This is a genomic window from Streptomyces sp. NPDC036984 (assembly GCF_055607665.1).
In genome coordinates this window covers 1-15,273 of record NZ_JBVJRL010000034.1, presented here as the reverse complement: position 1 = coordinate 15,273, position 15,273 = coordinate 1, and the positions used below count along the sequence as shown (strand labels likewise).

4 protein-coding genes and 1 pseudogene are annotated in these 15,273 nt (G+C 72.4%); 3 read left to right on the top strand and 2 right to left on the bottom strand.

What is annotated here, in order from left to right; all coding sequences use genetic code 11:
* Nucleotides 1-15 precede the first annotated feature (15 nt).
* Complete coding sequence (locus tag ACZ7DL_RS36705; protein ID WP_470781067.1) at nt 16-2,760, bottom strand: helix-turn-helix transcriptional regulator; 2,745 nt, start codon at nt 2,758-2,760, stop codon at nt 16-18.
* Nucleotides 2,761-3,070: 310 nt separating this feature from the next.
* On the opposite strand from ACZ7DL_RS36705, the gene ACZ7DL_RS36700 reads away from it, so the two are divergent.
* Nucleotides 3,071-3,856: a thioesterase II family protein gene (locus tag ACZ7DL_RS36700; protein WP_470781065.1), complete on the top strand. Its 786-nt coding sequence runs from the start codon at nt 3,071-3,073 to the stop codon at nt 3,854-3,856.
* Between the two features lie 156 nt (nt 3,857-4,012).
* Here the strand turns inward: ACZ7DL_RS36700 and ACZ7DL_RS36695 are convergent, their stop codons facing one another.
* A complete protein-coding gene (locus ACZ7DL_RS36695) occupies nt 4,013-4,816 on the bottom strand; it encodes an SDR family oxidoreductase (protein ID WP_470781063.1) in 804 nt (267 codons plus the stop codon).
* A gap of 437 nt (nt 4,817-5,253) precedes the next feature.
* Between ACZ7DL_RS36695 and ACZ7DL_RS36690 the strand changes: the two are divergent.
* Nucleotides 5,254-12,198 (top strand): annotated as a pseudogene (locus ACZ7DL_RS36690) (SDR family NAD(P)-dependent oxidoreductase); the annotation flags it as partial.
* On the top strand, nt 12,188-15,273 hold a 3,086-nt coding region (locus ACZ7DL_RS36685; RefSeq protein WP_470781061.1), incomplete at its 3' end, for a type I polyketide synthase. The pseudogene ACZ7DL_RS36690 and the gene ACZ7DL_RS36685, both read left to right, overlap by 11 nt.

Sequence of the window (15,273 nt, the reverse complement as noted above, 5' to 3'; positions counted from 1 at the left end):
GACCGACGGCCTCGCTCAGGCGGGGCTGCCGGCCTCGGTGCGCAAGCCGGCGTGCAGATCCTGACGGCGGCTGATCTTCAACTTCTTGTAGACACGGGTCAGATGCTGCTCGACGGTGCTGACGGTGATGCAGAGCTTCGCGGAGATCTCGCGGTTGGTGTGCCCGGTCGCGGCGAGCTCCGCGACCCGCAGCTCCGAACCGCTCAGCACGGTCCTGGCCCGTGCCGCCGCCTCCCGGGGCGGCTTCCGCCCGGGGCCTTGCGGCAGGATGCTGTCGCACAGCGCCCGGGCACCGCAGTCGTTGGCCAGGCGCCAGGCGCGGCGGATCGCGGCGCTCGCCTTGACCGGCTCGCCTCGCTGCTGGTAGTGCGCGCCGAGATCGGCCAGGGCCCTGGCCAGGGCCAGCCGATCGCCACTGCTCTTCAGGTCGTCCACGGCCTGGATCAGCAGGCCCAGCCGTTCCTCGGGTCCGGCGATCTGCGCGCGCAGCCGCAGCGAGACGCCGCGCACGTGCGGGTGGCCGTCGGCGGTCCGGGCGAGTTGCTCGCGAAGCAGCTGGTCGGCCTTCTTCGGCTCGCCGAGCCTCAGGAACGCCTCCGCCGCCTCGGAGCGCCAGGGTTGAAGCGCCGGCCGGTCGAGCCGCCAGCGCCGCAGCAGGCGCCCGGCGTTGAGGAAGTCGGCGACGGCGGCCACGGGCCGGTCCATGGCCAGGTAGTAGTGACCGCGGGCACGCAGATAGGGTGGCCCGTACACACTGTGGAAGAGCGCCTCGGGGACCGGGTGGTCCAGCTGCCGGGTGGCGTCGTCGTAGCGCCCCATCGCGGTGGCGGCGAGCACCCGGCTGGCCAGCGGTCCGCCGACGAAGACGCTGCGGCTGCGGCCGGGTACGCAGGCCAACGCCCGGCCGGCGTACTCCTCGGCGTCGGCGAGCAGGCCGCGGCAGAGCGAGAGTTCGGCCTGGAGAGCGAGGAACTGCGCCTCCCAGCCGGGGAGTTCGCGGCGGGCGGTTTCGGCGAGCAGACGGCTGCACCAGAGTGCGGCGGCGTCGCAGCCACCGGTGCGGCAGAGCACCCGGACGGCGTTGGCGACGACCACCAGGGTGGTGTCGGTGAGCGGCAGGCTCTTCAGGATGGCCCCCGCCACCTCGGCGGCGGAGGTGCTCGTCCCGTCACCGGGAAGGTCCCAGACAGCGGCCACCGGGGTCCACGGCCGGGGAATCTCCTCGGGCGCAGGTGCCCGCTCCGCGCGGGGGCGGACCGGTGACTCCCACAGGGCGGACGCGTGGAAACCCGTTTCGGGACGCGGGTCGCCCGACTCACCGAGCCGGTGAAGCCGCCCCATGGCTTCCACCGCCTCCTCCAAACGTCCCGCTCCGAGTAACAGTTGGGCCAGTCTTTCCACCTGACTCGCAGTCAGCTTGCCGGTGCGCAGCTCGCCGACGAGCTCGGCCAGGTGGTCCTCCGCCGCGGCGAGGTCGGTGCGGCGGGCGGCCACGACGAGCCGCAGCCTGATCTCGGCGCGCTGCTCCAGCCCGGCGCAGGACCCGAGGGCCAGTTCCAGGCAGGAGATCGCGACCGGGACCTTGTCCCGGGCCAGCAGCTCTTCGGCGGCGTCGCGCAGGACGGACACCGCCCACGGCCCGGCCGCGTGCCGGGCGGCGAGCAGATGCGGGGCGACCTCGCCCGGCTCGGCACCGACGTCGAACAGCAGCGCTGCGGCACGACGGTGGAGGTGAGCGCGGTGACCTTGGTCCAAGGCGTCCAGGGCGGCAGCCTCCACCACGGGGTGCCGGAGACGGCCGGAGACGGTGAGGCCGGTCAGCTCCAGCGCGCGCATCCCGTGTGCCGCCGTGGCGCGCCCGACGCCGAGCAGCCGGGCGACCAACTCGACGCAGCCGGCCTCGCCGAGGACGGAGAGGGCGCCCGCGGTGTGCCTGATGACGGTCACCGTGCGAGTCAGGCAGGCAAGGACGGCCTGGTAGAACCGGCCGCCGATGGCGGGGTACGGCGCGTGTCGCGTCACGCCCGGCTGCTCACCGGCCTGCCCTTCGGCGTATTCCTCCAACAAGGCGCGCACCAGCAGCGGGTTGCCGCCGGTGACGGTCAGGAGGTCGTCCGCGGGCGGTGCCGCGGCCGTGGGCCCAGGGTGGGACGCGCGCAGCCGGGACACCCCGTGGACGGAGAGACGGTCCAGGACGACGCGCTGGAAGGCCGGTTGCCGCAGCAGTTCGGCGGCCAGCGCCGGGTCGACGGCCAGGCTGGACGGCAGCGCGGTGCAGACCAGCATGAGGCGGGCGGTGCCGGGATGGCCGGCGGTCTGCAACAAGCAGTGCAGGGACTCCGCATCCGCGTGGTGCAGGTCGTCGACGCCGATCACGACCGGCGCGGCCTCGGTGAGTTGCTGGAGGGCCGCACAGACCCGCTGCACCGTCGGGGACGCCGGCGGCTTGTGCAACGCACCCGTCCATGCCGTCCGGTGCCCCAGGGCGTCCCGTAGCCGCGAGCGTGGGGCGTCCGGGATCGCGAGGTCGTTCGCCAACTGCCACAGCAGACCGAAGGGACCCTGCCTCGCCGCGGGACAGCCGGCTGCCCGGAGGACCAGAAAGCCCGAGGCGGCGGCCTGCCGGAGCGCTTCGGCCAGGAACGCGCTCTTCCCGCAGCCCGCTCCTCCCTCGACGGCCAGCACCTGCGTCCGGCCGGCCGCGCAGTCTTCGAGCGCCGCTCTCAGTGCGTGGAACTGCGCACCCAGATCGACGAGCACGGGCCCTGCCGGCCCGCGCTCATGGCTCGGAGAGCAAACGCCCCGCATAACCGCCATCTGTCTCCCTCCCCCGATTAACCGGGATGCTCGCGAATACGACAAGAGAACAACTCGACAACATACTGCCCATCCCCATGGGCACACCACACACATCCGACCCGACGGCGAGAACACGACGGCGAGAATGCGCCGCTGCGCGAAGTCACCGGGAACCGCAGGCTGACAGGATGGTCGATCTCCGCGAAACTACGAGACGGACCTCAGGTTATGCGGACACCCGTAATGCGATATTCACACATATGGAGAGGATATGACGATGTCCCACCCGGACGACGACGGATCCCTCTGGCTCCGGTGTTTTCAACCGGCCCCACAAGCTCCGATCCGGCTGCTCTGTTTCCCGCACGCCGGCGGATCCGCCAGCGCCTACGTACGCCTCGCCCGCTCCCTCGCCCCGGAGGTGGAAGTCCTGGCCGTCCAGTACCCCGGCCGCCAGGATCGTCGCGCCGAACCCTGCGCCGACTCGGTCGAGGCGCTGACGGATGCGCTGTTCACGGCCGTCCGGCACCGCGTGGACGCGTCCACCGCCCTGTTCGGACACAGCATGGGCGCAGTGCTCGCCTTCGAGCTGGCCAGACGCCTGGAACGGGACGCGGGTGTCCGCTGCGCCCGGCTGTTCGCCTCCGGCCGCCGGGCGCCGGCCCGGTTCCGGGACGACTCCGGCCCGGCCGCCAGCGACGCCGCGATGCTCGCCGAACTGCGCAGCCTCGGTGGGACCGACCTGCGCGTGCTCCATGACGAGGAGCTGCTGACCGCCGCACTGCCCGCCCTTCGTGCCGACTACGGCGCGATCGGCCGCTACCGTGCCGCCGAGGACGCCGCGGTCGGCTGCCCGATCACGGTACTGGTCGGGGACGCGGACCCCAGGACCAGCCTCGCCGACGCCCACGCCTGGAGCAGGCACAGCACGGCGGAGACCGAAGTGCTGGCCTTTCCGGGCGGGCACTTCTTCCTCGACGCCAACCACGACGCGGTGGTGGACGCCGTCACCGCCCGCCTACGGGCGGACCGGGCGGCCTGCGCCGATCCGGCGTAAAGGGCCGGGCCCCCGGGTCCGACCGACCGGGGGCGGACAGAGCCCTCGACCCGACGAACCGGGGACGTAAAGGCCCTCGACCCGACGACCGGGTCGTTCCGCTCGCGCTACGGCGTCCGGAGCGACCCGGCACGGAGCGCCGCCCGCGCCACGCCCTCACATCAGGGCGGGCGCGAGGGCCATGCCGCCGCTGGCATCCAGGAGCTGACCGGTGATCCAGCGGGCGTCGCGCGAGACCAGGAAGGCGACGATGTCGGCGATGTCGTTCGGCCGGCCGAGCCGGCGCAGCGCCGTGAGGGCGGAGATGCTCTCCTCCGCACCCGGGATCTCGTGCACCCAGCGGTTCATGTCGGTGTCCGTGATGCCGGGTGACACCGTGTTGACCGTGATCCCGCGCTCGCCCAGCTCGTTGGCGAGCCGAGGGGCCATCATCTCCAGCGCACCCTTGGTCATGGCGTAGGGCAGCAGCGGCCAGGCGATCCGGGTGACGGCCGAGGACACGTTGACGATGCGTCCGCCGTCGGCCATCAGCGGCAGGGCGCGCTGGGTCACGAAGAACGGTGCCCGGACGTTGATCCGGTAGAGGCGGTCGAACTCCTCGGGCGTGACGTCCGACAGGCCGGGGACATGGCCGGGCTGTGCCGCCACGGCCGGGTCGGTGGGGGCGGCGGCGACGGCCGCGTTGTTCACCAGGATGTGCAGCGGTCGCCCGTCCAGGCCCTCCCGAAGCCCGGCGAAGAGCGTGTCGACGGCGTCCTCGCTCGAGAGGTCGGCCCGGACCGGGAAGGCCCGGCCGCCCACGCGTTCGATGGCCGCCACCGTCTCCTCTGCGGCCTTCTCCTGACTCCCGTAGTGCACCGCGACCCGGACGCCCTCGGCGGCGAGCCTCAGGGCGATGGCCTTGCCGATGCCGCGCGAGGCACCGGTGACCAGGGCCGTCCTGTCGTCGAGATCCAGCATGGCGAATTCCCTTCCCAAAAGTATGATTGGCATTTCGGCTGACGTCGAACCGCGGCATGAACTCCCCAACCGAGGTCACGCTCTCGCCGATCACTGTGCCAGAGTCCGGGCGTCACACGGGAGTGGCAAGAGCGAAATCGATTACCGTACGAGCACCCCTTAACGGCGGTTGAAGTATCTCCCCGAGTAACCCAGGGGTGGATAGGGGTTCGAAAGTCGCTCCGTGATCATTAGCTTAAGAAACCCCAGGACTCGATCGCGCGGCCGCCATCGATGGCTCTCTCCGTCCCGGGATTTACCCTGCCCGGAATTCCTTCGGCGGATTTCGCCATGTCATTTCGGCCGCCCACCCGAGCCGAGCGGTGAGGAGACGACACGTGCACGACGCGCAGGCGTACGGCGAGGGAACGCCGGCTCAAGAGGCCGGGGACGGCGTGGTGTTCGTCTTCCCCGGCCAAGGCCCCCAGTGGCCCGGCATGGGAGCGGAACTCTGGGACGCCTCCCCGGTGTTCCGCGACAGCGTGCGTGCCTGCGAGGCCGCGCTCGCCCCGTACGTCGACTGGTCGGTCACCGACGTTCTGCTCGGCGCCCCGGGAACCCCGTCACCGGACCGCGCCGACGTCGTACAGCCGGCGCTGTTCACCCTCATGGTGTCGCTCGCCCAGCTCTGGCGCGCGCACGGGGTCGAACCCGGCGCCGTCCTCGGACACAGCCTCGGCGAAGTCGTGGCCGCCCACGTGGCGGGCGGTCTCTCCCTGCCCGATGCAGCACGGCTGGCCGCCCGGTGGAGCCAGGCCCAGGCCACCCTCTCCGGTACCGGTGCCCTCCTCGCGGTCACTGCCGCACCCGAGGAACTGGCGCCGTACCTGGAGCGGTGGCACCACGACGGCCCCACCGTCGCCGCCGTCAACGGGCCGCGCAGCACCGTCGTTTCGGGAGACGCGAAGGCGGTCGCCGCGCTCGCGGCCGACCTCGCCGAGGCGGGCGTCCGAACCCGCCAGGTCGCGGTCGACCTGCCCGCCCACTCCCCCAGGATGCACACCCTGCGGGAACAGATCCTCACCGAGCTGGCCCCACTGCGCCCGCGCACCTCCGATGTCCCCTTCCATTCCTCCCTCACCGGAGGGCCCCTCGACACCAGCGAGTTGGGCGCCGCCTACTGGTACCGCAACATCACCCGGACCGTCCGCTTCGCGACCGCCGCCCGGCGACTCCTGGCATCCGGGCACCGGCGGTTCGTCGAACACAGCCCCCACCCGGTGCTCACTCTCGACCTGCAAGCACTCGCCGACGAAACTCCGGACGGTGCCGACGCCCTCGTGACGGGCACACTGCGCCGCGGCCACGGGGGGATACGAGAGTTCCGCGCGGCACTCGGCCGACTCACCACCGCCACGGGCCCCCGACCGCCCGAGGCGTCGAGCGCCACCCTCCTGCGCGACCGGCTGGCCCCGCTCTCCCCGGCTCAGCAGGAGCAACTTCTCCTAGGCATGATCCGCGTCGAACTCGGCACGCTCCTCGACCGCGACGGCGGTCGCCCGACGGCGCCCGTGCAGCCGTCCGCCGCCTTCGCCGACCTCGGCTGCGACTCCGCCGGCGCCGTCGCCCTCGTCAACCGGCTCCGCGCCTCGACCGGGTTGCGGCTGCCCGTGACGACGATCTTCGACCACCCGACCCCAGCCGCGCTCGCCGCACGGCTGCGCGACCTCGCGCTCGGTGATTCCGGCCGGAGCGTGGCTCCCGCACCCGCCAGGGGGACCGCCCGCGCGGGTGCGGATCACGAACCGATCGCCATCGTCGGGATGGCCTGCCGGTTCCCGGGCGGGGTTCGCTCGCCGGAGGAGCTGTGGCAGCTGGTGGCGTCGGGTGGGGACGCGATCGGGGAGTTTCCGACGGATCGCGGCTGGGACATCGAGAAGATCTTCCACCCGGACCCGCAGCGTTCCGGGACCTCCTACACCCGGCACGGCGGATTCCTCTACGACGCCGGGGAGTTCGACGCCGGCTTCTTCGGCATCTCGCCGCGCGAGGCGCTCGCCATGGACCCTCAGCAGCGTCTCCTGCTCACCACCTCCTGGGAGGCCCTGGAACGCGCCGGGATCGACCCGACGGGGCTGCACGGATCACGGACAGGCGTCTTCGCCGGGCTCATGCCGCTCGGCTACGGCCCCCGCATGGACGACGCCGCCCACGGCCCCACCGACCTGCAAGGGCACGTCCTCACCGGCACTCTGCCCAGTGTCGCCTCGGGCCGCATCGCCTACACCCTCGGGCTGGAGGGCCCGGCGGTGTCGGTGGAGACGGCGTGCTCGTCGTCGCTGGTGGCGCTGCACCTCGCCTGCCGGTCACTGCGCACGGGCGAGTGCGACCTCGCGCTGGCAGGCGGAGCCACCGTGATGTCCGGCCCCGGCATGTTCATGGAATTCTCGCGGCAGCAGGGCCTGTCGGCGGACGGCCGGTGCAAGGCGTACGCGACGGCGGCCGACGGGACCGCCTGGAGCGAGGGCGTGGGCCTGCTGGTCGTCGAACGGCTCTCGGACGCACGGCGGTTGGGGCACCGGGTACTCGCCTTGGTGCGCGGGAGCGCGGTGAATCAGGACGGAGCGTCGAACGGCCTGACAGCGCCCAGCGGGGCGGCACAGGAGCGCGTGGTGCGCGAAGCCCTCGCCGATGCGGGCCTTTCGGCGGCCGACGTGGACGCGGTGGAGGGGCACGGGACGGGCACCACGCTTGGCGACCCCATCGAGGCGCAGGCACTGCTCGCCGCCTACGGTCAGGACCGGCCGGAAGAAGAGCCGTTGTGGCTCGGGTCGCTCAAGTCCAACATCGGACACAGCATGGCCGCGGCGGGCGTGGGTGGGGTCATCAAGACGGTGATGGCGCTGCGTCACGGGATGCTGCCGCGCACCCTGCATGTGGATGAGCCGTCGCGGCAGGTGGAGTGGTCGGCGGGTGCCGTACGGCTGCTCACGGACGCGCGGCCATGGCCGGGTGCGCAGGGCCGGGTACGTCGGGCGGGGGTGTCGTCGTTCGGCATCAGCGGGACCAACGCGCACGCGATTCTGGAGGAGGCCCCCGGTTCGGGCGAGGAAGTCCCGGTGACGGACGGCGAGGCGCCCGTGGTCGATGACAGGGCGCCGGTGCCGTGGGTGGTGTCGGCTCGCTCCGAGGCCGCTCTTCGGGCGCAGGCGGGGGCTTTGCGGGACTTCGTCACGGCGGACTCCCGAGCCGATCTCACGGTCGTGGGAGCCGAGTTGGCCTGCGGGCGGGCGGTTCTGGAGCACCGTGCGGTGATCGTCGCCTCCGAACGCGAGGAGTTCGCACGGGCACTGGAAGCGGTCGCTTCGGGCGAACCCCACCCGGCCGTCACCCAAGGAAGGGCGGAAGACCGGCGCGGTGGTGTGGTGTTCGTGTTCCCCGGGCAGGGCGGGCAGTGGGCGGGCATGGGCCTGGACCTGCTGCGTACCTCGCCGGTGTTCGCGGAGCGGATCGAGGCGTGTGAGAAGGCACTGGCACCGTGGGTGCCCTGGTCGCTGACCGGGATGCTGCACCGCGACGCCGAGGACCCGGTATGGGAACAGGCGGACGTCGTCCAGCCCGTGCTGTTCTCCATCATGGTGTCACTGGCGGCACTGTGGCGCTCGTACGGCGTCGAACCCGACGCGGTCGTCGGGCACTCCCAGGGCGAGATCGCGGCCGCGCACGTCTGCGGCGCGCTCTCCCTCCCCGATGCGGCCAAGGTCGTCGCGCTGCGCAGCCGCGCTCTGGCCGCACTGCGCGGCCGGGGCGGTATGGCATCGGTCCACCAACCAGCCGAACGGGTAGCGGAGTTGATCGGTGAGCGGTGGGAGGGCCGGTTGTGGGTCGCGGCGTTCAACAGCCCGCAGGCCACCACCGTCTCCGGCGACACCGACGCCCTCGGCGAACTCCTCACCCACTACACCGACACCGACATCCGCGCCCGACGCATCCCCGTCGACTACGCCTCGCACTGCCCCCACACCGAAGCCATCGAAGGGGAACTGCTCGATGTCCTGGGCGACATCACCCCGGGTGAGTCGACGGTCCCGTTCTACTCGACGGTCGAGGACGCCTGGCTGGACACCACCCACCTGAACAGCCACTACTGGTACCGAAACCTCCGCTCACCCGTCCGCTTCACCCAGGCCATCACCGCTCTCGCCTCCGACGGCCATCACACGTTCATCGAAACCAGCCCCCACCCCACCCTCACCCCCGCCATCGCCGACCACGGCGACCACCTCACCGCGATCGGCACCCTGCGCCGCCACGACAACGACACCCACCGCCTGCTCACCTCCCTCGCCCGGCTCCATGTCAGCGGCACAGCCGGTGTGGACGTCTGGCGCCGTCACTACTCCCGGCTCGGGCACACACCACGGCATGTGGACCTTCCCACCTACGCCTTCCAGCCGGAGCACTACTGGTTCGGCTCGCCCGCCGGGCCCGGAGACGTCACCAGCGCCGGTCTGCGTCCCGCCGACCACCCCCTTCTGGGCGCGGTCATCGAACTCGCCGACGGCGGCGGCCTGCTCCACACCGGCCGCCTCTCCCTGCGCACCCATCCCTGGCTCGCCGACCACGCCGTCGACGGTGTCGCCCTCGTCCCCGGCACAGCGTTTCTGGAACTCGGTCTCTTCATCGGCGACTTGGGAGACGTCCGGGAACTCACGCTGGAGACTCCCCTCATCCTCCCCGAGGACGGTGCCCTCGAACTCCAAGTCCGCGTCACCCCGTCCGACGACACCGGCCTCCGGTCGCTGACCGTCTCCTCCCGCGCTGAGAACGCCCACCTCGACGCCCCCTGGCAGCACCACGCCACCGGCCTCCTGGGTACCGCCGCTCCCGCGCCCGACACCACCGGCACTCCGCTCGCCGACCTCGCCGGCGCCTGGCCTCCGCCAGGCGCCTCGCCCGTGCTGCCCGGCGAACTGGGCGATCCCGCGCAGTGCTACGCGCGACTGGTCGGGGACGGGTTCCGGTACGGGCCGTCGTTCCAGGGGCTGCACGCGGTGTGGCGACGTGGGGCGGAGATCTTCGCCGAGGTCGCCCTGCCCGGGGACGACTCGGCGTTCCGCGTGCATCCGGCGCTGCTGGACGCCGCGCTCCACCCCGTGGTCCTCGGGCTGGTCGAGCACGTACCAGCCCGCCCCCTGCCCTTCTCGTGGACCGGCGTGACGCTCCACGCATCCGCGAGCGGCGCCCTGAGGGTACGTCTCGCGCCCGCCGCGGACGGGGCCGTCACCATCGCCGCAGCGACGGTCACCGGGGAGCCGGTTCTGTCCGTCGCCGCGCTGGCGCTGCGCCCCGCCTCCACGGAGCAGCTGCACACGGCGGCACGCTCCGCGGCGAGCTCGCGCGATGCGCTCTACCAGCTCGACTGGCTCCCACTGCCGGCGGCCACCGCTCCCCCGCCCGGCGCGGACGCCATCGCCGTTGTGGGCACCACCGCGCCGCCCTACCGTCCGTACGAGTCCGTCGCGGCACTGGCGCAGGCCCTCGCCGAGGGCGCGCCCGCCCCCGAGTCCGTCCTCGCCCCGGTCGGCGGCGGCGACCGGCCGCTTGACGCGGCAAACCTGCACGAGACCTGCCGACACGGGCTGGACCTCGTACAAGCCTGGCTCAGCGAGGACCGGCCGGCGGAGACCCGGCTCGTTCTCCTGACGCGCGGCGCGGTCAGCTGTGCCCCGGACGAGCCGGTCACCGACCCCGTCGGGGCGGCGCTCTGGGGGCTGGTGCGCTCCGCACAGAGCGAGCATCCCGGTCGGCTCGTGCTGCTGGACCTCGACGGCACGGCTGAGGAGCACCCCTTCCCGGCCCGTCTGGTGGAGCGGGCACTGGTCACCGGCGAGCCACAAGTCGCGCTGCGTGACGGTGACCTGCGCGTTCCCCGGCTCTCCCGTGCCACGGTGGGCGCGGCGAGGGGGCCGGAATGGGACCCGGTCGGGACGGTTCTCGTCACCGGCGGTACCGGAAGCCTCGGTGGGCTGCTCGCCCGGCACCTCGTCACCGCGCACGGTGTCCGCCACCTGCTCCTCATCAGCCGCAGCGGCCCCGCCGCCCCCGGCGCTGCCGAGCTGCGGACCGAACTGGCCGCCCTCGGCGCCACCGTCACCGTCACCGCCTGCGATGCCGCCGACCGGTCAGCTCTCGCCGCCGTCGTCGCCACCGTACCCGCCGAACACCCGCTCACCGCCGTCGTGCACACCGCCGGAGTCCTGGACGACGGTGTGCTCACCTCGCTCACCCCCCACCGGCTCGACCACGTCCTGCGGGCCAAGGCCGATGCCGCACTCCACCTGCACGACCTCACCCGCGGCCTGCCGCTCGCCGCCTTCGTACTCTTCTCCTCCGCCGTCGCGACCCTCGGCACTCCCGGCCAGGCCAACTATGCCGCCGCCAACGCCTTCCTCGACGCCCTCGCCCAACACCGGCGCACCGAAGGCCTCCCCGCCACCTCGCTGGCGTGGGGCCTCTGGGAGCAGAGCGGCGGCCTGACCGGGCACCTCGGCTCCGTCGACCTGCGGCGGATGGCCCGCAACGGCCTGCTCGCCCTCCCCGCCGACACCGGCCTCGGCATGTTCGACACGGCGCTCGCCCTGAACCGCGCCGTCCTGGTGCCGGCACGCCTCGACCTGCCCGCGCTGCGCCAGGCCGCGGACGTCCCGCCCGTCCTGCGCCGGCTCCTCGACCTCCCCGGAGCGGCCCGAGCGGGCCGGCGCAAGGAACCCCGCGACGAGACCGTACCCCTGCGGGACACGCTGGCCGGCCTGGACGACAAGCAGCGCATCACCACCGTCTCCCGGCTCGTCCGCCGGCTTGTGGCGCGGGTCCTCGGCGCCGCCGGACCCGAAGCGGTGGACGCCGGTCGCAGCTTCCGCGACCTCGGCTTCGACTCGCTCATGGCTGTCGAGCTGCGCAACCTGCTCAACACCTCAGCCGGAGTACGTCTCCCGGCCACCCTGGTCTTCGACCACCCCACGCCCTCGGCCCTTGTGCGGCACCTGGTCGACAGCTGCTCCCCGGACCGTTCCCGGGGAGCTGCGATCTCGTCGGCGATCACCGCCCTGGACCGGCTGGAGGCCGCTCTGCGCGGGATTCCCGCCGCAGAGCTGGCGGCGGCTGGGGTGGCAGCTCGGCTGCTGTCACTCGCGGCCTCGGCACCCGCACCGGCCGTGGTGCCCGCCGCTCGGCAGTCCGTCGAGGGCACGGCCGCCACCAGGCTGGCCGGCGCCTCCCGCGACGAGCTCTTCGCCTTCATCGACGGCGAACTCGGACGCGACTCCGTGGCCGGCTCCTCCTCGCCCCTGGCCCAGCCCCCCACCGACCCGACAGACAAGGCGGACTCCCGTGGAGAATGAGGAAAAGCTCCTGGACTATCTCAAATGGGTCACCGCCGATCTGCACCGCTCGCGCGAACGCGTCACCGAGCTGGAGACGGCGAGCCGGGAGCCGATCGCGATCGTCGGGATGGCCTGCCGCTTCCCCGGCGGGGTGCGGTCGCCCGAGGAGCTGTGGGAACTGGTCGCCTCGGGCCGAGACGCGATCGGGGAGTTCCCGACCGACCGCGGGTGGGACCTGGACGAGCTGTACGACCCCGACCCCGACCACCCGGGCACCTCCTACACCCGCCACGGCGGCTTCCTGTACGACGCCGCGGACTTCGATGCCGGCTTCTTCGGGATCTCCCCACGCGAGGCCCTCGCCATGGATCCTCAGCAGCGGCTCCTGCTGGAGACCTCCTGGGAGGCCTTCGAGCGGGCCGGAATCGACCCGACCTCGGCACACGGATCGCGGGTCGGCATCTTCACCGGCGTGATGTACCACGACTACGCGTCCGATCGCGGCGGCGACGCGGAACTGGAAGGCTACGTCGGCGACGGGAGCGCCGGCAGCATCGCCTCCGGCCGCATCGCCTACAGTCTCGGCCTCGAAGGCGCGGCGATCACCGTCGACACCGCCTGCTCCTCCTCCCTGGTGGCTCTGCACATGGCCTGCCAGACGCTGCGCACGCGCGAGTGTGATCTCGCCGTGGCGGGCGGCGTTTCCGTGATGTCCACGCCGCGCACGTTCCTCCAGTTCTCACGCCAGCGGGGCCTTTCGGCGGACGGACGGTGCAAGGCATACGCGGCGGCGGCCGACGGCACCGGCATGGGCGAGGGCGTGGGCCTGCTGCTCGTCGAACGGCCGTCTGACGCACGGCGGCTGGGGCACCGGGTGCTGGCGGTAGTGCGCGGGAGCGCGGTCAACCAGGACGGAGCGTCGAACGGCCTGACAGCGCCCAGCGGGCCGGCGCAGGAACGCGTGATCCGCGACGCCCTGTCTGCTGCGGGACTGTCGGCCGGGGACGTGGACGCGGTGGAGGGGCACGGGACGGGCACCACGCTGGGAGATCCGATCGAGGCGCAGGCCCTCCTCGCCACGTACGGGCAAGAGCATGGTGCGGAGCGGCCGTTGTGGCTGGGCTCCTTGAAGTCGAACATCGGGCACGCGCAGGCCGCGGCGGGTGTGGGCGGAGTCATCAAGATGGTGATGGCGCTGCGCAACGGCGTGCTGCCGCGCACTCTGCACGTGGACGAGCCGTCGCCGCAGGTGGACTGGTCGGCGGGCGCCGTTCAGCTGCTGACGGAGGCACGGCCGTGGCCGGCGGTGGCGGGCGGTGAGCCACGGCGGGCCGGCGTGTCGTCTTTCGGGGTGAGCGGGACGAACGCACACCTGATTCTCGAAGAGGCGCCCGTAAGGGAGGCGTCCGTCTCGGACGACGAAGCGCCTCTGGCGGATGACGAGTCGCCGTTGCCATTGCCGTGGGTGGTGTCCGGGCAGTCGGAGGTGGGGCTGCGCGCACAGGCGAAGGCGCTGGCCGACTTCGTTCAGGCCGGGGACGAGGCTGCGGGCCTCGCCAGGGGAGCGGTCGGCGATGTGGAACTCGCCGACATCGGTGCGGGGTTGGCTCGGGGGCGGGCGGCGCTGGAGCACCGTGCGGTGGTCGTCGCCTCGGAGCGCGGGGTGTTCGCGGGGGCGCTGGAAGCGGTCGCTTCGGGTCAGTCACACCCGTGCGTGGTCGACGGCCGTGCGGCCACCCAACGTGACGATGGTGGCGTGGTGTTCGTGTTCCCCGGGCAGGGTGGGCAGTGGGCGGGCATGGGCCTGGACCTGCTGCGTACCTCGCCGGTGTTCGCGGAGCGGATCGAGGCGTGTGAGAAGGCACTGGCGCAGTGGGTGCCCTGGTCGCTGACCGGGATGCTGCACCGCGACGCCGAGGACCCGGTATGGGAACAGGCGGACGTCGTCCAGCCCGTGCTGTTCTCGGTCATGGTGTCACTGGCGGCACTGTGGCGCTCGTACGGCGTCGAACCCGACGCGGTCGTCGGGCACTCCCAGGGCGAGATCGCGGCCGCGCACGTCTGCGGCGCGCTCTCCCTCCCCGATGCGGCCAAGGTCGTCGCGCTGCGCAGCCGCGCCCTGGCCGCACTGCGCGGCCTCGGCGGCATGGCCTCGATCAGCCAACCAGCCGAACAGGTAGCCGAGTTGATCGGTGAGCGGTGGGAGGGCCGGCTGTGGGTCGCGGCGTTCAACAGCCCGCAGGCCACCACCGTCTCCGGCGACACCGACGCCCTCGACGAACTCCTCACCCACTACACCGACACCGACATCCGCGCCCGCCGCATCCCCGTCGACTACGCCTCGCACTGCCCCCACACCGAAGCCATCGAAGGGGAACTGCTCGACGTCCTGGGCGACATCACGCCGGGTGAGTCGACGGTCCCGTTCTACTCGACGGTCGAGGACGCCTGGCTGGACACCACCCACCTGAACAGCCACTACTGGTACCGCAACCTCCGCTCACCCGTCCGCTTCACCCAGGCCGTCAGCGCCCTTACAGCCGCGGACCACGACACGTTCATCGAGGTCGGCCCGCACCCGACCCTCATCCCCGCCATCGCCGACCACAGCGACCACCTCACCGCGATCGGCACCCTGCATCGCCACGACAACGACACCGAGCGGTTCCTGACTTCTCTCGCCCACCTGCACGTCAGTGGCATCGTCGGCACGGAGGTATGGCGCCACCACTACACCCGGCTCGGGCACACGCCGCGACATGCAGACCTGCCGACGTACGCCTTCCAGCGGGAGCGCTACTGGCTGGAGGCCGCGCGGCCGAACACCGGGGGCGGGGGTGGTACGGCCGCCGGAGCGACGGGGAACCGCAGTTCATCCGAACTCACCGTTCCGGAAGCGGAGTTCTGGCAGGCGGTGTCGCGTCAGGACGTGGACGCTGTGGCCGCCACCCTGGATCTCCAAGCGTCCGCGACGCTGGGCACCGTCCTCCCCGCACTCTCCACCTGGCACCAGCAACAACGCGACCACGCCCGCATCAACACCTGGACCTACCAAGAAACCTGGAAACCACTCCACCTCCCCACCACCCAACC

Bases quoted from the DNA above. Each gene is read 5' to 3' on its own strand.
- ACZ7DL_RS36700 (WP_470781065.1), top strand. From the start codon at position 3,071: ATGACGATGTCCCACCCGGACGACGACGGATCCCTCTGGCTCCGGTGT.
- ACZ7DL_RS36695 (WP_470781063.1), bottom strand. From the start codon at position 4,816: ATGCTGGATCTCGACGACAGGACGGCCCTGGTCACCGGTGCCTCGCGC.